The 23,038-nt window shown below is 67.6% G+C and carries 18 protein-coding genes and 1 pseudogene; 8 read left to right on the forward strand and 11 right to left on the reverse strand.

Annotated features, from left to right (window positions below):
- Positions 1-59 precede the first annotated feature (59 nt).
- From M1E25_RS20665 to M1E25_RS20690, 6 genes are all read right to left on the reverse strand, one after another.
- Positions 60-632: a transposase family protein gene (locus M1E25_RS20665; RefSeq protein WP_251417926.1), complete on the reverse strand. Its 573-nt coding sequence runs from the start codon at positions 630-632 to the stop codon at positions 60-62.
- A 210-nt stretch (positions 633-842) separates the two neighbouring features.
- The gene (locus M1E25_RS20670; RefSeq protein ID WP_251417882.1) at positions 843-4,208 is read right to left on the reverse strand and encodes a class I SAM-dependent DNA methyltransferase; all 3,366 of its coding nucleotides are present in this window, start codon (positions 4,206-4,208) and stop codon (positions 843-845) included.
- A 186-nt stretch (positions 4,209-4,394) separates the two neighbouring features.
- The gene (locus M1E25_RS20675; RefSeq protein ID WP_251417885.1) at positions 4,395-4,691 is read right to left on the reverse strand and encodes an NUDIX hydrolase; all 297 of its coding nucleotides are present in this window, start codon (positions 4,689-4,691) and stop codon (positions 4,395-4,397) included.
- A gap of 18 nt (positions 4,692-4,709) precedes the next feature.
- On the reverse strand, positions 4,710-5,555 hold the full coding sequence (locus tag M1E25_RS20680; protein ID WP_251417887.1) for an NUDIX hydrolase: 846 nt from the start codon (positions 5,553-5,555) through the stop codon (positions 4,710-4,712).
- Positions 5,556-5,677: 122 nt separating this feature from the next.
- Entirely contained in the window at positions 5,678-7,540 is a 1,863-nt protein-coding gene (locus M1E25_RS20685; RefSeq protein ID WP_251417928.1) for an ABC transporter ATP-binding protein, read from the reverse strand.
- A 584-nt stretch (positions 7,541-8,124) separates the two neighbouring features.
- Positions 8,125-8,433 (reverse strand): YhaZ family DNA alkylation repair protein, encoded by a 309-nt coding sequence (locus M1E25_RS20690; RefSeq protein WP_251417889.1) that lies wholly within the window; start codon positions 8,431-8,433, stop codon positions 8,125-8,127.
- 405 nt (positions 8,434-8,838) lie between these two features.
- Here M1E25_RS20690 and M1E25_RS20695 point away from each other — a divergent pair, with 405 nt between their 5' ends.
- Together M1E25_RS20695 and M1E25_RS20700 are read left to right on the forward strand one after the other, a co-directional pair.
- Positions 8,839-10,191 (forward strand): hypothetical protein, encoded by a 1,353-nt coding sequence (locus tag M1E25_RS20695; RefSeq protein WP_251417892.1) that lies wholly within the window; start codon positions 8,839-8,841, stop codon positions 10,189-10,191.
- A 21-nt stretch (positions 10,192-10,212) separates the two neighbouring features.
- Positions 10,213-10,857 (forward strand): annotated as a pseudogene (locus M1E25_RS20700) (IS5 family transposase); the annotation flags it as partial.
- A gap of 474 nt (positions 10,858-11,331) precedes the next feature.
- On the opposite strand, the gene M1E25_RS25820 reads toward M1E25_RS20700, so the two are convergent.
- From M1E25_RS25820 to M1E25_RS20715, 3 genes are all read right to left on the reverse strand, one after another.
- Positions 11,332-11,820: a helix-turn-helix domain-containing protein gene (locus tag M1E25_RS25820; protein WP_308290458.1), complete on the reverse strand. Its 489-nt coding sequence runs from the start codon at positions 11,818-11,820 to the stop codon at positions 11,332-11,334.
- A 586-nt stretch (positions 11,821-12,406) separates the two neighbouring features.
- Complete coding sequence (locus tag M1E25_RS20710) at positions 12,407-13,045, reverse strand: GNAT family N-acetyltransferase (RefSeq protein ID WP_251417896.1); 639 nt, start codon at positions 13,043-13,045, stop codon at positions 12,407-12,409.
- A 23-nt stretch (positions 13,046-13,068) separates the two neighbouring features.
- Positions 13,069-14,502, reverse strand: coding sequence for an NsdA family TPR-like regulatory protein (locus tag M1E25_RS20715; protein WP_251417898.1), 1,434 nt, complete (start codon positions 14,500-14,502; stop codon positions 13,069-13,071).
- 348 nt (positions 14,503-14,850) lie between these two features.
- On the opposite strand from M1E25_RS20715, the gene M1E25_RS20720 reads away from it, so the two are divergent.
- The 6 genes from M1E25_RS20720 (at position 14,851) to alaS (ending at position 21,289) form a co-directional block, all read left to right on the forward strand.
- Positions 14,851-15,681, forward strand: coding sequence for an aspartyl/asparaginyl beta-hydroxylase domain-containing protein (locus M1E25_RS20720; protein ID WP_251417900.1), 831 nt, complete (start codon positions 14,851-14,853; stop codon positions 15,679-15,681).
- 44 nt (positions 15,682-15,725) lie between these two features.
- A complete protein-coding gene (locus M1E25_RS20725) occupies positions 15,726-16,598 on the forward strand; it encodes a hypothetical protein (protein WP_251417902.1) in 873 nt (290 codons plus the stop codon).
- Positions 16,595-17,194, forward strand: coding sequence for an LOG family protein (locus M1E25_RS20730; RefSeq protein ID WP_251417904.1), 600 nt, complete (start codon positions 16,595-16,597; stop codon positions 17,192-17,194). Before M1E25_RS20725 ends, M1E25_RS20730 begins: the two co-directional genes overlap by 4 nt.
- A complete protein-coding gene (locus M1E25_RS20735; protein WP_251417906.1) occupies positions 17,191-17,742 on the forward strand; it encodes an orotate phosphoribosyltransferase in 552 nt (183 codons plus the stop codon). Before M1E25_RS20730 ends, M1E25_RS20735 begins: the two co-directional genes overlap by 4 nt.
- The gene (locus tag M1E25_RS20740; protein WP_251417908.1) at positions 17,739-18,407 is read left to right on the forward strand and encodes an HAD family hydrolase; all 669 of its coding nucleotides are present in this window, start codon (positions 17,739-17,741) and stop codon (positions 18,405-18,407) included. The genes M1E25_RS20735 and M1E25_RS20740 overlap by 4 nt, the downstream gene beginning before the upstream one ends.
- A 227-nt stretch (positions 18,408-18,634) precedes the next feature.
- Positions 18,635-21,289, forward strand: a complete 2,655-nt coding sequence (gene alaS, locus M1E25_RS20745; protein WP_251417910.1) for an alanine--tRNA ligase — start codon at positions 18,635-18,637, stop codon at positions 21,287-21,289.
- A 58-nt stretch (positions 21,290-21,347) separates the two neighbouring features.
- Here the strand turns inward: alaS and M1E25_RS20750 are convergent, their stop codons facing one another.
- Positions 21,348-21,890, reverse strand: coding sequence for a GNAT family N-acetyltransferase (locus M1E25_RS20750; RefSeq protein WP_251417912.1), 543 nt, complete (start codon positions 21,888-21,890; stop codon positions 21,348-21,350).
- A 260-nt stretch (positions 21,891-22,150) separates the two neighbouring features.
- A protein-coding gene (locus M1E25_RS20755; protein WP_372501221.1) for an IS5 family transposase occupies positions 22,151-22,968 on the reverse strand; the annotation gives its coding sequence in 2 pieces (ribosomal slippage) (positions 22,151-22,620 and positions 22,620-22,968; 819 coding nt in all).
- Positions 22,969-23,038: the final 70 nt, after the last annotated feature.

Below are 23,038 nucleotides of genomic sequence, written 5' to 3' on the forward strand. Positions count from 1 at the left end.
GAGCGTTCAGGTGCCGATGAAGTTGATCTCGGAGAGAGTGGGCTATTTGATCTGCCTGGTCAGCCGTCACTCGCTCCTGCTCTGGTCGCCGAAGCAGCTCGAAAATGCCCGGCCCACGATGCTCTGGTTGCAGATCTGCCATGCGCGGAACGATGTGGAAGCGCACGTGCGCGAAGCCTTCGGCTTCGGCAAATTGGACGACGTAGGTCTTGGCGCAACCAGTCACGCTCCGGAGAGCCCGGGAGGCTGGCCATCCGTGCACCCGCCCGGCCGGCGAGCGCGAGGCCCACCGCTGCCAGCGTCGATCGCAGGCGCTCGGTCCACCGGCTGTAGCGGCGGGTCAGACCCGGCACCTGCTCAACGAACGTCCGCCGCCCGAACGAAGCAACCCGGCAGACGAACCGACGGACCCGCAGACAGAGCAGCACCCGCAGCCCTGCGCTAGGCACGTCTGTGGGAAAGCGCAGGTAGGAGCTGTGGACCCGGGTGGACCAGCTCCCGCAACCCGGACAGGCCGAGCCGCTCGCCGTACTGCGGGCCTCGATCCGTACCGTCTCGTTCTTCACACCCACCGCCAGCACCGACACGTTCGCCGTCGACGGGAACAGCAGCTCCTCCAGCCGGAGCACCATCTCTTCCACGGACCCGAACTGTCAGCCACTCGAGATCGCCACTGATCAATTTCGGGCAACTTCCCGAAGGCCGACACGACGGCCAACCGTCACTCACCGTGGCGACGTCACGGAATCTGAGCCAGAACCAGCTTTCACGAACAACTGACGTCACCAACTACCGACAGAACCAGCGCGCCCTCTGGGGCGCGTGGACGGTCCCGAGCCAGCCTAGGTGATCGCCCGATCGATCTCGTGGTCCCTACCACAGCGCAGGGTCATCACTCGGGTCTTCTCCTCGATCTTATGCAGCAGGAAAAGCTCCCGTGTGTCGCACTCTGGGCAGACTTCGACCCGCGCGACGGGCCATAGGTCCAGCAGCGCGGTGGATGAGAGGCCCTCCACGTAGATGCGGTTCGGCTCCACGGTGCCCGCGCGCGGGCGCTCAAAGGGCTCCCAGTCCGGATGGCTGCCTCGCAGCCGTCGCCCGGTGACGGCGAACTGCCCCTTGCCGATGTACGCGCACGCGTCGACCAAGTCCCAGTGGAGGCTGGACAGCCACCCCGCCGCTTCAAGAGCCGCGACGACCACGCGCTCCAGAGCGCTGACCTCCCGCTCCAGTTCGTGCTCCGGCTGAACCCTTGTCTTGTGACCGGAGTGGTTTCTCATTCCCGCCAGCTGGGTCAGCGGCCCGACTGCTCCGACGGCATCCAGCGCCCCTTCCAGTTCGGGGAGTTCGGGGATGGGACCAGCATCGACCAGGGCCGTGATCTGGTTGTTCCATTTCCCGAACGTCACGCCATCACCCAAGGTGAAGGGACGGCGCAGCGCCTTGGTGAAGCTCTGTTGGCGGTCGATCAGGACGGCTAGGGAGAGTACACCTACACAGCGCGCCACGCTCTCCCCGAGTTTGAGTAGGGCGTCCTTGCGCTGAGCAAGTGTCGTGGCGGTGCGGTGCTGCCGGGCCAGTGCTGCCACGTGATACGGATAGCTCCACTCGGCCCGCCATATCGGGTCCCCGAGCGGCTTGGACAGTTCCCCGATAATGCGAGCCTCGGATGCGGCAGCCCGGGCCGCGCGGCGTATCTCGTCGATGCCAGCACGCGGGTTACGGAACACAGTCGGCAGGATCCTGGACGTGCTGTTACTGAGGGCGGTCCTGCCGCTATCAAGGTCTTCCAGGAGAGCGTTGAACGTCGGATCCTTGATGAGCGCGACCGGCACGGGCGAGTACATGGAGAGACGCGAAACCACGGTGCCCTCGTCATTTGCTCCGGTCCGCAGCCACTCACACAGGGCGCGACCGCTGTGACCGATGGGGCGCAGCACTGTGAGCAGTGTCGCTGCGTCCCCGAACTCCGGTGGCAATAGGCGCCAATTGCCCGACTGCCCCACCACGTCTCCGCCCGTGCAGGCAGCCAGTGACTGCACCCGCCAGTTGAAGTCGCCGGTATCGGAGGCGTCTGGGAGATCCGCTGCGGTCGTGGCCGTCTGAAGGTCACGACCACGCAGTAGGGGCACACCCTCCGTCGCTTCTTTGGTAATTGGGCGGGTTGGTACCTTTCGCGCCACCGTGGAGAGCGGCCCGAAGCCTGTACCGGGTCTACTGGTCAGGAATGGGGCCTGCGGTAGTGCGTATCCGATCCTGCTGCTGTTCGGGTCAGTCCACGCATCCGGGTACTCGGGTGTTATCTCGCGCTGCATGAACTTCTGCACGTCCTGATGCAGCGGCACCCGCACGTGGTGGCGTAGCTCGAGGTCCGGCATTTTCCGCCCTCGGCCGTCCGTCTGGACCTCACCCTCCGGGTCAGGGACAGCAACGACACTGCGTACGAGGATCTGCAGCGGGCGGGCGAGCGCGACCTGTAGCCCTGCGTCTTGCAATGCCGTCGAGAAGTCGCTCTCAAAGGCGGTCCAGGTACGCCAGGTCCCACCGGTCAGCGCGCGCAGGGCGCGCACCAGGGCGTCAGCTCCGTCGAAACGCGTCAGCGCCTTCGCCGACTCCACGGTGTCGACAGTCCCGGCACTCACTGTGAAGTGCTGCCGGAGCGGTTGGTCGACCGTGAACGCCCGGTATCCGAGTTCGGCGACGTCGAGCAGCAACGTGGTGTCGTCACCGTCGGCTGCCCGCTCCTCCCCGGCCCCTGCGCCGAGTGCTGCCTCGTAGCGTTGCACGATCTGGGAGATGTGCTGGTCGGTGATGTAGTGCTGTCTGCTGCCTAGCGGTCTGCGTAGCGTCGCACACTGGTCGCGTGCGTCCAGCGCGATGATCTTCCCCCGTAGTTGTGGCTGTTTGCGGTTGGTCAGCAGCCAGATGTACATGGGAACCTTGGTGTTTGGCCACAGCTGCCCGGGCAGGGCGACTACTCCCTCCAGCAGCTCCCGCTCCAAGAGCCACCGCCGAATTTCCGATTCACCGGAACCAGCGCCGCCCCGGTGCAGGGGGGTGGCGCTAAGAAGGACGGCGGCCCGCGCACCGCCTCTATCGGCGGGCTGCATATGGGCGACGACGTGCTGGACGAAAAGCAGCGAGCTGTCGGAAGTCATTGGTGTGCCTGCCCCGAAGCGCCCGTCGGGGCCTAGCTCCCGCGCCTCGCGCATGACCTCTTCCTGCTGTCGCCTCCATTCAAGGCCGATCGGCGGGGCCGCCAGCAGGTAGTCGAACGTCTCGCCGCGGTGCCGGTCGTCTGTGAGGACGTCCCCTTGCACGATGCCGCTTGGATTGGCGCCTTTCATCATCCGTACGGAACGAGCGATCGCGTACGTGTGCTGGTTTATTTCCTGGCCGGTGACCACCAGTTCGGAGGAGCTTCCCGCACCCCTCAGAACGTCCTCAGCGGCGGATAGCAGGCTGCCGGTGCCGCAGCATGGGTCGTACAGTCGAATAGGCGAGAGAGCGTGAGCCAGCGCTGGGAGGTCCGGACCGAGCAGCAGCCGGGTGGTCAGCGAGCTCACGTCCTGTGGGCTCGTGAACTCGCCCAGGATCTCGGGCGACGCTTCATCAAAGCGGCGCAACAGGTCTTCGTACTGCTGCCCCATCTGCTGGTCGGAAACTGCGGTGGGGCTCAGATCGAGCTCGGCGAACAGGGACACCACAGCCTTCAGGATCCCCGTTTTTGCCAGAAGCTGGATTGTTTCCTTGAAGCCGAACGAATCCAGCACTTCCACGACGTCGGTGGGAAAGCCTTGGACGAACTGGTGCACGTTCTCCGAGAGCGGCACATCGGCATTCCGGGGCGTATCACCGTCGGCGTTCCGCAGCAGTCCGCTGAGCCCGTTGGCAAAACGGGGATCGTCCGGGATGAACGGCGAGCCTTGTCCGCTCCACTTCTCAGTGGGGGGATGGCTTATCTCACCGGTCTTACACTTGCCGCCGACCGTAGAGGTGACCTCGCTGCTGGCTGCCGCGTCGTGACTATCAATGCCTGTTACGGCATGCCACTGGTCTGCCTTGTGCTGACGCAGACAGTCCATGCGGCGTAGCACGGTGAAGGGCAGCACCACACTGCCATAGTCGATCGCCCTCACTTTGCCCCGCAGCAGATCCGCCACGGACCAGAAGAAGTCCGCCCGCGCGCCGTCCCCGTCCCCGATCATTCACCCTCCCCAGCCCGGCGGCCCCCGCCGCCTGGATGTCGGCCATCATCTCATCTGGGGGTACGCCGGCAGACCCGGCAGCCAACCATGGGAAGGCCACCAGACTCGCAGTCTGTCAGGGGAATCTGGAGCTCTAACCAACGCTCCGGAGTGTCCCGACACTCCTGAATCCGACAGATGATTTGCCTAATGAACGGCCAGGAAATGCCAGGTATTGCCCGCGTACGCAGAGTCGGGGTGGCGCAGACCGAGGAGGATCTGTCCGTGCTCGTCCTGGAGGTAGAGGTGGACACCGACGATGTGCAGCTCGGTCCCCTCCGGTGCCTCGTCTCGCGGTGTGTGCACGCTGCTCGCCGGGCCCTTACCGGCGGGGTGCTGGGCCGCGTGCCGGCGGATCAGGTCACCGGTGCCGGGGCTCAGGCGCAGCCGGTCGAGCATGTCGGGAGTGAACCACCGCAGAAGCACGCCCTCTCGCAGGTCCACCCGGCCGGGATCCCCTTGTCAGCGGCCTGCGTAGACCTGGATGGGCACTGCGAGGCCGTCGATGTTCGTCGCCTTCTCCACGGCGTAGGGCGTCAGGTCTGCGGGCTTCAGACCTGGGGCTTCCTCGGCGAGCTCCCGCCGCAGGGTCGCTTCCAGGCAGGAGTCACCCCTCTCTCGGCCGCCACCAAGGAGCGCGAACGATCCTGGTTCCCAGATGCCGTCACGCTGATCCCGAAGGTGGAGCAGGTAGCATCCGTGGCCGTCGTGGATGAGAGCGGACGCGTTGACGGGCTCTGACCGCCCGTCGAGCTCCGATTCCAAGAGCTTCGCGCGCAGCGTCGGGGACATGACGTCGGCGAACGCGAGCCACTGGGCACCGGAGACCTCCTCCTCCTGCAGCGCGAGCGGTGGCGGCTGTTCGGCTGTGAGGTAGAACGCGAAGCGGAAGTCGACGTGCTGGTGCCGTGGTTCGCCCTTGGCCGGATTGGCGTCGATGTCGTGGACGTCGATGTCGATCGGAGCACCGAGGAACTGCGGAGTCAGGCACAGGGCCCCGGGGCGGAGGCCGGTTTCCTCGCACCCTTCTCGCAGGGCCGCAGCCAGAAGGGTCCGATCACCCGCCTCGACGTGGCCGCCCGGCGCGAGCAGCAGCCCTGACACCTTGTGAGGGATGTGCAGCACGCGTCGGTGGCGGTCGATGACGACCGCGCTGCAGGTGACGTGACCTGGCAATGTTGCACGGCTGGACGGATCTTCGGGGCCGTCCAGGATGGCCGTCAGCCCGGCCAGGGCCTCCCGCTCATGCGGATGCCGGACGAGATACGCCGCGACGGTCGCGCGGATGTTGGAACGGATGGGCGGCACGTCATCACCTCGAAGTCGTGGAACAGGTCGTGGGCGGGCCTGGATCGATTGACGGAGTGCGTGACAGCCCGGCTGTAGGCGAAATCAGCACAGCCGGGCTTCCTCCAGGGACATGGGGAGGCTCATGCGCGTGTTCCGTGCTTCTCGCCGTCCGGATCGGAGGTGACCTGGTAGGACAGCAGCTGCTGGAACAAGCCTCCTTGTTCGGCGAGTTCCGGGTAGGTGCCTTCCTGCACGATCCTGCCTTCGTCCAGGACCACGATCCGGTCGGCCACGGCGACGTTGGTGATGCGGTGGGTCACCAGCAGCACCACCCGGTCCTGCGCCAGGTCCCGTAGCCGCTGGAAGATCCGGAACTCGGCGCGGGGATCCAGGTTCGCGGTCGGTTCGTCGAGAACCAGTAGCCCGGCCTGGCGGAAGAACGCTCGTCCGAGAGCGATGCGCTGCCACTGGCCGCCGCTCAACTCCTCGCCGTTGAGCCATTCACGGGCGAGGAGGGTGTCCAGACCGGCCCCGAGCTCGTCGACGACCTCGTCGGCGCCGGCGGCCTCGCACGCCTCGCGCACCGCCGCGTCGCCTCGCGGCGAGGGCTGTCCGAGCGTGATGTTCTCCCGCACCGTCAGGGGCCAGTGCGCGTAGTCCTGTGGCACCAGGGCGACCTGCTGCCACAGTGCCTGCGGGTCGGCGTCGCCGGTGGGGCTACCGTCCCAGAGCACCTGCCCGTCCGTGGGCAGGTACAGGCCGCTGACCAGCTTCGACAGAGTCGACTTCCCCGAGCCGTTGAAGCCGACCAGGGCGGTGATCTCACCTCGGCGCAGGGTGAGCGAGACATCGGAGAGCGCGTTCCGGTCTTTGCCCGCGTAGCGGTGGGAGACGGATTGGATCTCGATCTTCTTCGGCGGCTCGGGCCGGCGCTCGCCGCGGCGCATGCGGAAGCCGCCGGCCTTGTCGAGGAATCCGCTCCAGTCGTCCATGTAGAGCCCCGTGCGCACGGCTCGTGCCCCGACGGCGACCAGTCCGCGGACCGACTGCCCGACCGTCTGCAAGGCGAAGACGGCCGTCCCGGCGTGCCCGACACGGATGCGGCTGGTCGCCAGCAGCCACACGACTGCCGCCCACACGATCGTCGATCCCACGCCGCCGCACAGGGCGCCGACGAGAGACATGCGGGCTCCCTTGTCGGCCGCGGCACGGTCCTCACGATTGATCCGGGCGACTGTCTGCCGGTACCGGCCCGAGAGGAAGTCGGCCATGGTGCCGGCGCGGATCTGGTCGGCGGCGTCCTTGGTGTAGATGTGCCAGCGCAGCACCGACAGCATCCGCTGGTCGCCGTTGCTGCGCAGGTTCGCCAGGTAGCGCACCCGGGCGGCGCTGACCTGGGCCAGGGCCTGCGGAAGGCTGGCCGCCACCAGGAGCGGCAGGAGGACCCAGTGCACCCCGGCCAGCACGACCGCCCCGGCGAGGAAGGACGCCCCCGAGGCGATCAGATCCTGCCCCTCGTCGATCAGGTTCCCGGTGACCTGCGCTCCGCGGTCGGCGGCCTCGCGGTCTCGGTTGAAGTCCGGCTCGTCGTAGGCACACAGCTCCACCTGGGCACAGCCCGTGAGCAGCATCTGCTCGGCCTCGCGCGACATCATCGGGCCCAGCCGCGAGGATAGCCAGCTGACGGTGATCCCCAGCAGTGCGCGCACACCGGACGCACCGGCCAGCAGCGCCACCGACGGCCACGCCTGCAGGAGCCGGTGAAAGATGTCTCCGCTGCTCAGCAGGGCGGTCAGGGTGCCGGCGATGGCGATCAGCCCCAGGGCCTGCATCACGCCGGCCACCGCCTGGCACAGCAGGAGGCCGATGGTGGCCCGTCGGTCGACCCGCCAGGCGAGAGCCAGCGACCGGCGTACCAACTGCGGCAGACGACTGGCCATGTCGCGCATCCGAATCGAGCGGCCGGCCGCTTCACGGCTGCCGGTCAGGTCGACGTACCGCATCTGCAGTTCCGACTCGGTTGCTTCCGCGGCGGCGGGTGGCTCTTCTGCAGGGGGAACGGCCGGTCCGTCCTGCGACTTGGCAGGCATCGTGGCGGGCGGGGGCGGCAGCGCGGCGGTGCGCGGCCCCGGGACGCCGTTGGCTGATGCATTGGTGGGCTCGCTGTCGCTCATACCGACCGTCCCGTATCCGCTCCTGCTGAGTTGACGTTGCCGTCAACACCGTGCGTGATCGCGCAAGGCCGCCGTTCGAATCCAGGGGGCTGGTGCGTGGGTGCGGGTGCGGGGTGCATGGCGTCCTCCATCTGGGCGGTGAAGTGGCACTGGTGCTCTAGAAACGCGCCGGATCTGGTCCCGTCACGGCCTGATCGCGGGGCATTTTGTGAACACGAGTTCTCATGGCGGGGATTGGCCGCGCGGGCAGGGGCGGCCGGGTCTCAAACCCGTTCGATCAGGCAGAGTCACTCCTTCAGGGGGTTGCGTCGGGCGCCGAAACCAGGCTGGGCATGGCTGACCGGGCCGTGGCGGCAGGCCTCGCCACGCCCTACGGGGTGGACCGGGTTCAGCTCAGGGGAGTGGGCAGGTCGTCATGCCTCCCGGAGGTGGAAGGCAGTCGCCGGGAAGCGCCGCCCGTGGACCTGGAGGGCGATCGAGTACACGCCAGGAGCGAGCTTCACGGTGGCGGTCGAGCGCAACACGTGATCCTTGGCGAGTTGCAGTTCGTGGCCCGGCTCGGCGGTACCGCGCAGAAGGAAGTACACCTTCTCCCGCGGCTTGCCGCCCTGCGTCTTTGAGGAGATCACGAACATCACGTGTACCGGCGCAGCCGCCGTGCTGGTGAGGGCAGCAGAGAAGCGGAGCGTGCCGCCGTCGGACAGTTCGGTGCGCTCTAGCACCAGGGCGTCAGCTCGACTGGAGCGTCATGCGCGTAACCGAGGAAGGCGTACGCGGCCGGCCACCCCGCTTTCAACCTGCTGCGCAGAGCTTCCCGAGCGATGAACGCGAAGTGCTGGTCGGCGGCGCGGCCGGCCTCCTTCCAACGCTCGAGGGTGGCCAGCACTAAGTCCTGTCTGACAATGGATCTTGGGTGGGCTCGCGGAGCCAGAGGATGAGTGAGGCCCGGGACGTTGGCCCCACTCGATGCCGAGGTCACGGCCGAAGCCCAGCGTCTAGCGTGTGCTCGGCCTGGCTAGAACCGACGTTCGTAGCGATCGAGCCCTGAACAAGCGGTCGTCAACAAAGGCAGGGCAAGACAGCTCTTCCGCGTCCGGGACCGGCTACATGGATGGGAGAATCGTTCCATGCCGGATCTCTCGCCTTCAGACGACTCGGATGCCAGGGCGTCCGCTCTCGACACCAGCGTCATCCCGCTCGGTGAGCGCGCCCTGCGGGGCGTTCTTAACCACGTGGTCGCTCTCGGCGACGAGGCCGAGGCGACCTACCTCGAGGTGAAGAGCCCTCTCGACATGAACAGCAAGGCGACCGCGGCCAAGATCGCAAAGTTCCTCCTGGGCGCAGCGAACCGGCGTCCGGGCGAGGCTGCCCGACACTTCCACGGCTACGCGGTCTTGGTCATCGGCGCACAGAAGAACAGCGCTCCCGGAGTACCGCGCGGAACCGAGGCCCACGAGCTCGAGGACCGGCTCCGCCCCTACCTCGGGCCCCAGTTCCCGGCCTTCGAGTTCGGTCGGATCGGCATCGACTCCGACCACGAGGTCCTGTTCGTCATCGCCCAGCCGCCGGAGGATGGCCAGACGATCTTCCCGTGTCACAAGACCTATCAGGGTGACGACCGCCGCGACAACATCGAGGACGGGGCGATCTACGTGCGAGGCACCAGCAACACGCGGCCCGCACGCTCCGGAGAGGTCCTGGCCCTCGTCGAGCGCGTCCGCCGGGGCGGGAAGCCACCGATTGACCTCGAGGTGCAACTGCTCGGCCCGATCTGCAGGGTCGACCGCGTGGACGAGATCCTGGAAAGCTTGCGCGGCTACGAAGAAGAGCAGTTCACCAAGCAGCCGACACCGGCTGAAGACGCCTTCGCCTCGACGTCGTTCAGATTGGCGTCGAACGTCTTCGGCAGCCCGGAACCGCTGTCGACGGAGGACCGGGAGCAGGCACTCGCCGCATGGCAGAGCAAGAAGGCCGAGCACATCGCGAAGGGTCGGGAGTACTTCCTGGGCGTCGGGATGCCGGGTGCTGGCGTCCAAGTGGTCAGCCGCGATCGTTTCGTGGCCAAGCCGCACCTGATTCTGACGTTCCATAACTGCGAGGTGCTGGATTACCTCGACCCGGACGACGCCGACTTCGAGAAGGCCGTCGAACCAGTGCTGCGGCCGCACGATCCGTTCTCGCCGAGCTTCGACTACTCGACTCTCCGACCCCTCCCACGGGAGTATCCCGTGACCTGGAGCACCCACGGCGAGGACGCAGAAGTTGTGCTCACTCCGGAGTCGTTCCGCCCGAACGTACCCTGGACAAGCGACCAAGACGACTACGTGATCAGGGACCCTCAGGCCAGTTCGGTGGAGGTCTCGTGGAAACTTACCGAGGATGGCAACGACGCGGTGGCGAGTGGTGAGCTCCGGGTACCCACCGATCCCCTCGTCGACGCGGCCGACCTGTTCAAGTCGGTCTTCCTCGGCACGGACTAGGACCTCTCTGATAATGATCATGTGGTTGGTCGTGGTGAGCTGACGTATGTGGCGTGGGAACGCATAGCGCCCCTGCTGCCAGGTGTTGATGGTCGTGGGCGGCCGTGGCGGGATCATCGGCAGGTGATCAACGGGGTGTTGTGGCGGTTGCGGACGGGTGCTCCGTGGCGTGACCTGCCGGAACGCTATGGGCCGTGGCAGATGGTCTACGAGCGGTTCGCCCGCTGGGAGGCGGACGGAACCTGGGCCCGCCCGCTGGAGCAGGCCCAGGTCCGGGACGACTCCGTCGGGGCTGTGGATGGACCGTGTCGGTCGACTCCACGATCAGCCGGGCTCATCAGCACGCCTCCGGCGCCCGTAAAAGGGGGGCGGAGGCGGGGACGAACTGGAAGATCCGGCACGGGCGGCGGCTCGCCAGTCGCTGGGGCGGTCCCGCGGCGGACTGACCACCAAGGTTCATCTCGCCTGCGACGGCCGGGGCCTGCCCCTGGCCGTCGTCGTCACGCCCGGCAACGTCAACGACTCCACCGCATTCGACGCCGTATGGGCGAGTTGCGGGTTCCCCGCGTCGGTTCCGGACGCCCCCGCCGGAAACCTGACGCGGTCCTCGCGGACAAGGCGTACTCCTCCCGGGCGATCCGCCGCGGCCTGCGCGGGCGAGGCATCCTCGGGAAAGGCGGTGAGGAAGGTGTCGCGCGGCAAGTTCAGCCGACAAGTACTGGGTCAGTCGGGCGAGGGCGTCGAGAGCCCCGGCCAGGTGCTCGCCGCTGCATAGGTAACGGGCGACATAGTCGGAGTGGGGAGAGTAAATGTGTAGGCCGAAGTCATTCGTCACGCCAGCGGCTTCAGGGGTCGGCGGCAACGAGCGCAGCGGAACCTCGAGCGCCTCGGAACCGCTGACCGGAAGATGGGCTCGGAGCGCCTGGCTGGTGCGGGCGATCCGATCCTTCAACTCAAGCCGAGGAAGGTCGGCGAGCACCTCGCGAATGAATCCCCCTGCATCTAAGTCGGGCAGGACGGCTTGAACCTCCCTGCCGATCCGGGTGATGCGATCGGCGTTCAGAGCCCGCTCTTTGAGGGGAACCTTCTTGGCCATGTGCAACCCCTAATGACGGTGCGTCACCAAAACACTCGATACGGCTACGAATCATCCATCGGTGGGAGCAGGGGGCGGGTTGCACTGTGAAGCGTGCCGCAGCCGTTCGCCCGCACCAGGGGCGACTGCTGGTTGGGGGATGTACGCTCCGGTGCTGAGGTGCGGAGCATGGGGCCAGTGAGTTCGATGGGCACTCCCAGGCCCTCGAGAAGCTGGACGACCTTGTCGACGTTCGTGAGTCTGCGCGTGCCGGCCTCGAGCATCGACAAGAAGGCCTGGCTCAGCCCAGTAAGCACGGCCATGTCGTCCTGCCGGAGCGATGAGAGCTGCCGTACTACCAGGCACATTTGACCGAAATCCCTGTCTAACAGGGCTTCTTGAACCTGGGGTGATTCCCACACGTGCGGAGGAATGTCCGGTCGAGGCGGCTGGCCGTTACGCATGAAACGGATGCATCCACTGCAATGTGCGCCCCTGTTGTACCTGCTCAGGATGCATCCACACTGACAGCGTCGCACGTTTTGTACGCGCATGGATTCCTCGGCGGCGCGTAGCGGCGGCACGGGCGATCTCTCCTTCGAGAACCAGCAGGGATGCGGCGAACAGGTGTCGAGCACGAACCATGGGCCGGATGGCGCTGAGGCGCAGCTTCACCCACCCGCCAGCGTGCTCGCCATCGAACCGATACCGAGGGCTGGCGGTACTTTGGCCACGAAGGCCACATCGAGAGGACGGAGTGGGGCGGCGGCCGAGGTAACTCACGCCACAGGCGAGCCCGCATCACTACCCAGGTTCCGAGATGCGTGCCGGGCAGAACCAGCATGGTCTTTCTCTGCATAAGTTGAGAGAAAGGATCCGGTTTCGCTGAGGAGGATGGACTGCCAGACCAACTGGTGGAGCGTCCTGATGCACGGACCGCATGCGTACATCGGTACCTGGGCGCCTCCGACGGTCACGGGGCCGATCCAGAGGACGCGGGTCCAGCGTCGGCCGCAGTAGAGCCAGCAGAAGCTTTCGACCCAGTCGTTGCCGTCGTCAGTGGCGGGCAGGTCGGGCAGGTCGCCGCGTGCGAACTCGGCGATGCCAGGGACCACCATGTGTGGGACTGTCAGCACGAGTTCACCTCCCCTGTCCGCTTCCAGTTCCGGGTGGCCCTATGCGGGGCCCTGTCTCTCCGGTTGCATCCGGCTCAGAGGCCGCGGTGGGCTTCAGCCCGTCGATCGGTGTCCACTCGTGCTCCAGGATTGAGTAGGTGATCGAATCGCGCCACGCTCCGTGGACGAAGACGTGGTCGCGGATCCGGCCGTCCTCGGTCATCCCCGCCCGCAGAAGGGTTTGAGCGGACGCCTCGTTGAGCGGTGAGCGGGCCGCCCAGATGCGGTGAAGGCCAAGGACCTTGAAGCCGAGCCCGCACAACAGGTGGACGGTCTCCGTGCCGAAGCCCTTGCCCCACTGCGCCGGGCGCAGCGCGAAGCCGATGGTGGCGGCTTGTTGCGGTTCGGTCGCCAGGCGCGCGTAGCCGATCAGTCGGTGCTCGCCGAGCCGGGTGATGGCGAGGCAGTACTCGGTTCTGGGGGAGTCCTTCGCGGAGGCGACGGACCGGTCGATGATCGCCTGGATCTGGTCGGGAGTGCGCGGTTCGAAGCTGAGGTGCCGAGTGGCCTCCGGGTCGCCGTAAATCGCCAGGAGGGCGTCGGTGTCGTCGGGTTCGACTTCGCGCAGTGCCAGACGAGGGCCGGCCAGGTGGACTGGAGTCACGGCCGAGGAGCCTATCTGCGGGGTCACCGGATCAGGGCGGACGTCGGGGTGGCGGTGAAGGCTTCGATCTCCTCACGCAGGCCGGCCGCCATGCCGCCTTGTCGCGCGTCGGCATGCAGCGCGGCGTGGACGCGCTGGGTGCTGCTGGTGATGCCAAAGTTCCGCTGCTCGGTGGGGAGGTCGAGCACGGGGCGGATGGCCTCGATGGCTCCCTCGATCTCATTGCGGGCGATGCGGGCGAGGGCGAGGTCGGTCTGCGCGCCGGCTTCGTCGCCAAAGGCCCACTCGTCCTCAGCGGCGTTGCGGTACGCCGTGACGGCGGCCTCCGCCTGACTCTCGCCGAGCACGGCATCTTCGCCGAGGTGCATGGTGGCCTCGGCGACGTAGTAGAGCTGCCGGGGTACGGGGAAGGTCATGATGCCGCCAAAGGCGTCGAGGTCGTCGAGTTCGACGGCCGCGCGGGCATTCTCGACCTGCTGGATGGCACTGCGGGTGGACTCGCCGTCACCGAGGAGGGCGTGGGCGCGGGCGGAGAGGCAGGCCAGCCAGACGCTGGTCGTACCACGGACGTTGCCGGCCACGCTCTGGCCGAGGGTGGCGTAGTCGGCGGCCTCGGCGGGACGGCCGGCCCAGTAGGAGATGAGCGACTGGAGGGAGCGGACCCAGGCGCGCATGGCATGGTGGTCGGCGTTGTCGGCGCACACGAAGGCAGTGCGGGCCTGCATCATCGCGGCGCTCGGGTTACCCAGGTCGTGGCTGGCCTTGGCGAGCATGCCGGAGGTGATCCCGGCGAGTAGGTACAGTTCCCGGGCCTGCAGGGGCTTGACCCGGCCGTGCTCCAGCAGCCGGAAGGTGAGGTCCTGCACCTCGACCAGGTCGCCGAGCAGAGTCGGCAACGCCAGCCTCGGGTACGCGACGGTGAGCCGCCGCACTTCGTCATGGATCTGACTCAGGGTCTCCGGGCCGATACTGCTGCCCTCCGCCATCGCGGTGAACCGAAGTGCACGACGAGCCGCCATCGTGACCTGCCTTTCCAATTCCGTGGGGCCCGCGTCGAAGCGGGTCTCGCTGCTGAACGGGCCGCCAGCGGACGGTGCCGCTGCCTGCTCGGTTGCGAGGAGGACAGGGGCCGGCCGTGGCGGCGGTATGACGAGCGGGGGGTCGACCGCCGGCGCGGGAGGTGAAGCGGGTGGCGCGGGAGCGAGAAGAAGATCGACGCTGACGCCGAACATGGCCTCCAGCACTCGGCACTGGTCTGGGTAGGGGCGGGTTTTGACGGCGCCGCCGTACCAGCGCTCGAACTGCCGCTTGGAGACCGACAAGCCGCGAAGTCGCGGGTCATTCTCCGTCTCGGCGATCGAACTCGCTGTCGCTTCGAACCGGAGGCGGAAGGTCTCGTAGACCTGCCAGTGCCGCTGCAGCGTCAAGACCCTTAAGAGCGTGGGAGTTTCAGCCACCGCAGATCCTCTCCGTCCCCGTTCGTCTGCTCTGACGATAGCCGCGGCCGATCAGCAGAAAACCCGTTTGGTAGCTCTGCGGGCGAGATGACGGCAGCCATGACGGTCGTGATGACGTACGACGTCGTCGACCGGACCGCGGGGCCTCGGTGAGGGCGGTCCCATGACGGTGGTGACGTCGTATCCGTGCCCAACCGGCGCCACCATGCTGAACGCCACTTCGCTTTCCGTGCGCTTCTGGCAGCGAAGCGTGAGATCGACTGCGGCAACAGCTTCTGCCGATCAACCCATCCAGCACCACGCGCACACCGGCCTGCTGCCCGGCAGGTCGGCGACGGGAGGGAACCGATGGACACTTTGACCGCCTTGACGGGACAGATCGCCCAGTTGGACGCCGTCAACTCTGCTCAGGTGGAGCGGATGCGCCACGAGGCCCTGACGGCCCAGGCGCCCTGGAAGGCGGAGTACAGCGCCTATCAGTCGGGAGGCTGGTGGACGACCTCGCTGATGAGCGCCTCCGGCGACGCCGCTGACGTAACGATCGGCGACTGCGCGGCCAGGCCAACCGTCCTGCTGGCGCAGATGCCGACCATCGCCGCACTGCTGGCCGAACTCGGCCTGAACTACATGTGGGTGCGACTCGCCCGGCTGGAGGCCAACGCCTTCCTGTGGGAACACCGCGACTACGACGAGCTCGACCAGGTCGAGCGGCACCGGCTGCACATCCCCCTGCACACCAACACGTCGGCGTTCCTGGTCACCGGCGGTACCAAGGTGCACATGGCCGGCGGGCGGATCTGGCGGCTGACGCCGACGTATGCCCACGGGGTGTGCAACCTGCTGGGCCCGGACCGGATCCACCTGATCGCCGACGTGTACGCCGACGACGCCTACCGGCGCCTGGCCCGCCGTCCCTCGCTCCACCCGGGCGCCGTCGAACCGCTGCCCGCCGCGAACCGGTCGATGCTCACCGAGCGGCTCCAGGCCGCCCGCGGAATGGCCGACCTCGGTTACACGGAGGCGGCAGAGCGGATGCTGCTGCGGCTCTTCTACACCTACGCCCTGCCCGAGGGCGCGGTCTACGACCTGATCGCCGAGCTCCACACCTCGCTCGGCGACGAGGAAGCCGCGACGCGCTGGACGTCGGCCAAGCGTCGTCTCCTCGCCCTCACGGCCTGAACACCCGCAAGCCCACCCCGCCGGCATCCGAACGGAGGACGCGCATGCCCGCCCTGCAACTGTCCGAGCTCGCCCACGCCAACCGCCCGACCCAGCTCCCGCTGCTGTCCAAGCTCGCCGACATCCTGGCCACCTCCCCGGCCGTCACGCACCTGATGGTCCGCGGCTCCCTGGCCCACGGCACCGCCGACCGCCTCTCGGACCTCGACTTCGTCGTCGGCGTCCATGATGCCCAGTTCCCCGCGTTCGTCGAGGCGCTGGACGACCTGATGTCCGTTGAGGCCGGCGCCCTTCTGCCCGGCTGGCGCGACACGATCGTCGCCGCCCTCGGCGGAGTCGGGATGGTCTTTCTCGTCCCGGACGAGGGGCACCTGCATCAGATCGACCTGTACCTCGTACCCGCGTCACGCATCCCGCGCCTGCGGGCGACAGTTGCCACCGCCTTGCTCCTCGACCGGGAGCCGTCACCGGTCACGGCCGAGGAGGCCGCCATGGCCGAGCGCTTCGTGGTCGAGTTTCTCGCCCGGCCGCGCACCTGCACCGAGCTGCTGATCGAGCACCTGGTGCTGGCCGTGCTGCTGCACAAGCGCATCAAGCGCGGCCAGCAGTTCGTCGCCTACTCCGAGTGGCACCGCCTCCACACCGCGACGAAGGACCTGATCAAGACCGCCTTGGCCCCTACCTCGCGGTTCTGGGGCTGGTACCAGCTGCGAGAGGAGATCGCCGTCACCCCGATCGGCCGGGCCTGCCTGGGTGACCTGGAGGCCGCGATCAGCGGACCGGCCATCCCCATGGCCACCGACGTCGACGCTGCGATCGAGCGGATGCTCGCCCTGGTCGAGCGGGCCTGCCCCGATGCGCTGAGCGGCCTGGGGACCGCCATCGCAGCCTACCGCTCGTACCAGGAGCTGGTGTGAACGCGCTCCACCTTGCGGGCTCGACCAGCGACCGGACCCGCGAGGGCCGGACTGCCGTGTTCTTCGGCGGGGTGGTCCCCGCCTCCGCCGCAGAGGAGAAGTTGGCCGAGGATATCGGCCGAGCCCTGGCCCAAGCCGGCTACGCACTCCTGCACGGCGGCTACAACGGCCTGATGGAGGCCACCGCGCGGGGAGCCTCGTCCCAGGGAACCACCGTCACCGCGGTGACCCTGACGGGCAAGCACGACGAATGGGGCGCGTTCAACCCGCACTCCACGTTGTCCGTCCACCTTCCCGACCTCGGCGCCCGGCTCAACCACTACCTGGACCACGCCGACCTCGTCGTCGCCATGGGCGGAGGCGTCGGCACCCTGCACGAGCTGACCGCCGCCCTCTACTACGCAACCACTATCCGGCCCGTACCGATCTGCCTCGCCGGGCGGACCGCTCTGCGCCTGCTCGCCTTCCTGCGCGAGGAGAAGTGGTTGTACGAGACCCTGACCCGGCCCCTCGCCTTCCTCAGCACTGCCGAGTCCGCCGACGCCTTCCGCTCCCGACTCGACACGCTCGACAAGACACCGAACGGAGGAGCATGACCACCAGCACGCAACCGCCCGAACTCGCCGCGCGGCTCGCCGAAGCCGCCTGTGTCAAGGCCCCGTTCCACCTTCCCAACGGCACCCGGCTTGATACCTACTTCGATGAGTACCGGCTGGCCGCCGACCCCGCGCTCCTGCGTGACACCGCCGCCGCCATGGCCGCTTTCGTCCCCGACGACGCCCAGGTGCTGGCCGGCATCGAACTCGGCGGCATCCCCCTCGTCGTCGCCCTGTCCGCCGCCACCGGCCTGCCCGCTGTCTTCCTGCGCCGCAGCCCGAAGGGATACGGCTCCCGCCGGCAGATCGAGGGCACCGCCATCGACGGCCGCCGGGCCGTACTCGTTGACGACGTCGTCCGATCCGGCGGCCAACTGCTCGCCATGGCCCGGACTTTGCGGATCGCCGGGACTCCGGTCTCCGACGCGCTGTGCGTGCTGGAGCGCCCGCTCGGAGGCCGGATGTTGCTGGCCGAGCACCGCGTCACGCTCCACTCCCTGCTCACCGAAGCCGACCTGCCCTCGCCCCGGACTTGTGATGCCGTATGACGCGAGCCGTGCTCTTCGACCTCGACGGCGTCCTCATCGACAGCAGAGCCGCCCAACTCGCAACCCTGGCAGGCTTCGCGACCACAGTCCTGGGCCGACGCGTCACGGTCGACGACCTTCCGGCAGATGCCGCCACCACCCCACGCCAGCACGTACTCGCGGAACTCGGCGTGCTTCGAGCTATCAACGAGAACATCTGGGATGCGGCCACGGCAACTGCCACCCTCACCACCGAGGTGTTCCCCTTCGTCGCCGGCGTCCTCGTCGCGCTCCGCGCCGCCGACGTCGCCACCGGCATCGTGACCCTGCGAAGCCGCCGACGGGTCAACTGGCTTCTGCCGCCCAACATCCTTGGCCTGATCGACACCGTCGTCTGCTACGAGGACGCGGCACCCAAGCCGGCCCCCGACGCTGTGCTTCTTGCTCTCGACAAACTCGGCGTCCTCCCCAGCGAAGCTGTGTTCGTCGGCGACATGGAGTCCGACATGCACGCGGCCCGAGCAGCCGGTGTGACCGCCGTCGGCGCAGGCTGGGGTTTCGCCGGCCCCGCGGCACTCACCCGGGCCGGCGCCGCTGTCGTACTCCCGCACGCCGACGACCTCGCCACAGGATTGCTCCTTCTGGTGGGTACCGGCCAACGGGACAAGCACTCCAAGCGATCTTGACTCCAGAGCCGCTACGCTGGGTGGTGCAGTCGCAGCGGCCCGTTGCGTCCGGTGTCGGCTGCGCCATCTCAAAGCGACGGATCTGGAGTCATGGTTTACACCGTGGGGGCGCGAGCTATCTGCGTCGAGCTGGAGAACTGAGAACCCCTCAGTCCTTGTTCTCTGCCCGGCTCGGCGTGTGAACACCCCACATCTCTCCCAGACTCTTCCGTGAGGGCCGAACAGCCATGCACTCGATGCAGATCCGCTCCACCTTCCTGGACTTCTTCACCTCGCGCGGCCACCGCCATGTGCCGTCCAGCCCGCTCATTCCCTCCGACCCGACGCTGCTGCTGGCCAACGCAGGGATGAACCAGTTCAAGCCCTACTTCCTAGGCGAGGTCGTTCCCGAGCATCCCCGCGCCACCACCATCCAGAAGTGCGCCCGCACCTCTGACATCGACAACGTCGGCCGTACCAACCGGCACGCCACGTTCTTCGAGATGATGGGCAACTTCTCCTTCGGCGACTACTTCAAGGCCGACGCCATCGCCTACGCCTGGGAACTCCTCACCCAGGGCTACAACCTGGATAAGGATCGCCTCTGGATCACCGTCTACCAGGGCGATGACGAGGCCGAACAGCTGTGGCGCAAGATCGGCGTCCCCGCGGAGCGCATTCAACGCCTGGGCATGGAGGACAACTTCTGGTCCATGGGCGTCCCCGGACCGTGTGGGCCCTGCTCGGAGGTCAACTACGACCGCGGTCCCTCCTTCGGCCGGGAGGGCGGGCCCGCCGTCAACGGCGAGCGCTACATGGAGATCTGGAACCTCGTCTTCATGCAGTATCAGCGCGGCGAAGGCGACAAGAAGGGCGACTTCCCGATCCTCGGCGACCTCGCCCAGCAGAGCATCGACACCGGCCTCGGCCTCGACCGGCTCGCCGCGATCCTCCAAGGCGTAGAGAACGTCTGCGGCACCGACCTCCTGATGCCCACCCTCAAGACCGTCCAGGAACTCGCCGGCCGCGACTACCCCGGCGGCGGCGAGGAGAAGGTCTCCTTCCAGGTCGTCACCGAGCACGCCCGCTCCGTCGCCTACCTCATCGCCGACGGGGTCCTGCCCGCCAAGGACGGTCGCGGCTACGTCCTGCGCCGCCTCATGCGCCGCGCGATCCGCCACGCCCGAATGCTCGGCATCGACCAGCCCGTCCTCGCTCCGGCCACCGCCAGCGTCATCGCCAACCTCGGCGACACCTGGCCCGAGCTCACCAGCCAGGCGAGCCTGATCGAGCAGGTCGTCACAGCTGAAGAGGAGTCCTTCACTCGCGCCCTCGCCCAAGGCACCCGGCTGCTGAACGCGGCCATCACCCGCAGCCGTGAGAGCCGCGCCACGACCCTCACCGGAGAGACCGCCTTCGAACTGCACGACACGTACGGCTTCCCCGTCGAGCTGACCATCGAGGCGGCCCACGACGCCGGCTTGAGCGTCGATGAGGACCGCTTCGCCGATCTGCTCGCCGAGCAGCAGCAGCGTGCCAAAACCGGCGGCAAGGCCAAGACCGCCGAGGCCCTACGCCGCCAGGACGCCTACCGCGAGTTGTCCGCCCGCCACGGCCGTACCGACTTCGTCGGCTACGACCACATCGACGCCGAGTCCACCGTCCTGGGCCTGATCGCCGAGGGCACCATCGTGCCCGGCGCCGACCAGGGCAGCACGATCGAGCTGGTCCTGGACCGGAGCCCGTTCTATGCCGAGTCCGGTGGGCAGGTCGGCGACACCGGAACCATCCGCACCGCTGGCGGCGCGCTCCTGCAGGTCCTGGACACCAAGTCCGGCCTGGAGGGCTTCCACGTACACACCGTCCGCGTCGTGGAAGGCGAGATCCGCACCGGCGAGGAGACCGAAGCTCTCGTCGACGGCGCCCGCCGCGACGCGGTCGCCCGTTCCCACTCCGCCACCCATGTCCTGCACGCCATGCTTCGCCGTACCCTCGGCGACCACGCCAGCCAGCACGGCTCCCTCGTCGACGCAGGCCGCCTCCGCTTCGACTTCGCCCATTTCTCCGCAGTCGAGCGCACCCAACTCGCCGCCATCGAGGCCCTCGTCAACGACCACCTCCTCGATGACCCCGAAGTCCGTATCTGGCATGCCTCGCGCGCTGAAGCCGAGGCCGCCGGAGCGACAGCCCTGTTCGGGGAGAAGTACGGCGACCGTGTCCGCATCGTCGACATCGGCGACTTTTCCCGTGAGCTCTGCGGCGGAACCCACGTCGGACACGGTTCCAACGCCGGCCCGGTCCGAATCCTCGGCGAAGCCTCCATCGGCTCCAACCTCCGCCGTATCGAGGCACTCACTGGCCGCGACGCGCTGAGCTACTACGACACCGAGCGCCGACTCCTCGAAGAACTCTCCGCCCTCCTCGGTACCCGTCCCCAGAACGCGCCCGAGGCCCTGCGCAAGCGCCTCGACGCCCTCACCGCCGCCCAGCAGGAACTCGGCCGCCTCCGCGAGGCCGAGCTGCGAAGCCGCGCCCAAGAGCTCGCCGCATCCGCCCGCCCCGTCGCCGGCGGCCGGATCGTCACCGAGAAGCTGACCGGCCTCGGCCCAGACGAGCTCCGCACACTGGCCGCCGACACCGTCGGCCTTCTCAGCGACAACCCCACCATCGTCATCCTCGGCACCGAACACAGCGGCAAGGCCCTCCTTGCCGCCGCAGTCACCCACAGCCTCCACGAGACGGGCACCCAGGCCAGCCAGATCCTCGTCTCCGCAGCCCGCGCCGTCGGCGGAGGAGCCGGCGGCCAGGGCGCCGTCGCCAGCGCCGGCGGACGCCACACCGAGGCCCTGGACGAAGCCCTCACCGTCGCTGGCCAAGACGCAGTCCGAGTTCTCGACCAGTAGCACCACGCGCTGCCCATCTATGGGTGTCGGTGTCCCCTTGGGGGCACCGACACCCGTGTCATTGGACGTATCGGCCGTGTACCAGGTCTTTCAGAAGGACCACGCTGGCGTAGTTCGTCACGTCCCAGCGCCAGGTCCCGACAGGCACGTAGCCGTGCCTGCGGTACCAGCCGATCAAGTCAACGGCCTGGGCCGATGTGTCGATGACGACCTCCGCGGACCCGAGCGCGGCAAGGCGCTGTTCCGCCAAGGTCAGCAACTGCTGTCCGAGCCCCTTCGCCCGGTACAACGGATCCACTGCCAGCTGCCAGAACGCCCCGGCACCCGCTGGAGCTGGATAAGTCTCGGGTACTGCGTACGCAGCCGCCACCGTCACCGATCCCACCAGCTCGGCACCCCGGAAGGCGAGCCAGCACTCTCCCTTCCCCACTCGTTCAGCGGTGTCCCGCACTGACTGGTACGAAGCGAAGAAGACTCGGTCAGCCGCAGCATGATCGGCGTAAGAACGATGAAGCAAAGCAGTTAGCTCTTCAACGGAGTCGCCGACAGCAAGACGTCTCGTCTTGACGTCCCTGGTCAGCCCGTTTGTCGCATGCTCCATGATCCACCGCCTGTCGTGTCCGACTGGCCCCGGTCGCATCAGCGCCTCACGGAATTCTGGCAGCGTTGCAGCACGTCGCTATGCGATAGGTGGAGGCTTGACTGAAACCACTCGTCTTACCTAGCCGCCCTTGGTCCGAGGGCCTTGCAGTTACCCCCGTCCAGTACCCCCTGTAATCGGTTTCCAACGTTCTGACCTGGGGAGCCGCTCCTACGCAGGACTGCATAGCGCGAACTGTGAGGTAAGGCTAAGAGCATGTCTCACGTGGTGAGTTTCGCGAGCTTCTTGTAGCAGGTCAGGGCTGCCGCGAGTCCGAGGAAGGCCAGGAAGTGGCTGCCCTTTCGCTCGTATCGGACGGTGAGGCGGCGGTAGCCGAAGAGCCACGAGATCGATCGTTCGATCTTCCAGCGGTGCCGGCCGAGTCGTTCGCTGGACTCGATGCCGGGCCTGGCGATGCGCGGGACGATGCCACGGCTTCGCAGCCATGCCAGTCGATCGGCGGAGTAGTAGGCCTTGTCCGCGCGGAGCCTGCCTGGGCGGCGCCTTCGCGGGCCGCGTCGTGAACGGATGGCGGGGATGCCCAGGATCAGCGGTAGGAGCGCCTGGCTGTCGTGGACGTTGGCGCCGGAGACGCCGAGCGCGAGAGGTAAGCCCTGCGCGTCGGACAGGACGTGCACTTTGCTGCCCTTCTTGCCCCGGTCGACCGGATTGCGCCCGGTCAGCGATCCCCCTTTTTTGCGCGGACGGAGGCCGCGTCCGCGATGGCCGAGGTCCAGTCCAGCTCACCTCGGGCACCGAGCTCGTCCAGTACGGCCTGGTGCAGTCGCCGCCACAGTCCGGCCTCGGTCCATGCGGAGAACCGTCGGTGTGCGGTGGCCGGCGAGACGCCGAACGTCTCCGGCAGATGCCGCCATGCGCAGCCGCTGGTCAGCACGTACACCACGGCCGTGAGCACGGCCCGCTCATCGATCGGGGCCGTCCCTCCTCCCTGTGGACGCGACGAGAACGACGGCAGCAACGGAGCAACCAGGGACCAGAGTTCGTCAGGAACCAACCGTTGCGACAGGCCAACACCCATGGCAAGGCATCATGCCGCATCAACCTGACGCCACGTGAGACAAGCTCTAACCTCGCCGTTTCGGTTGGGG

It is taken from the genome of Streptomyces meridianus, from assembly GCF_023703325.1.
GTDB lineage: Bacteria > Actinomycetota > Actinomycetes > Streptomycetales > Streptomycetaceae > Streptomyces > Streptomyces meridianus.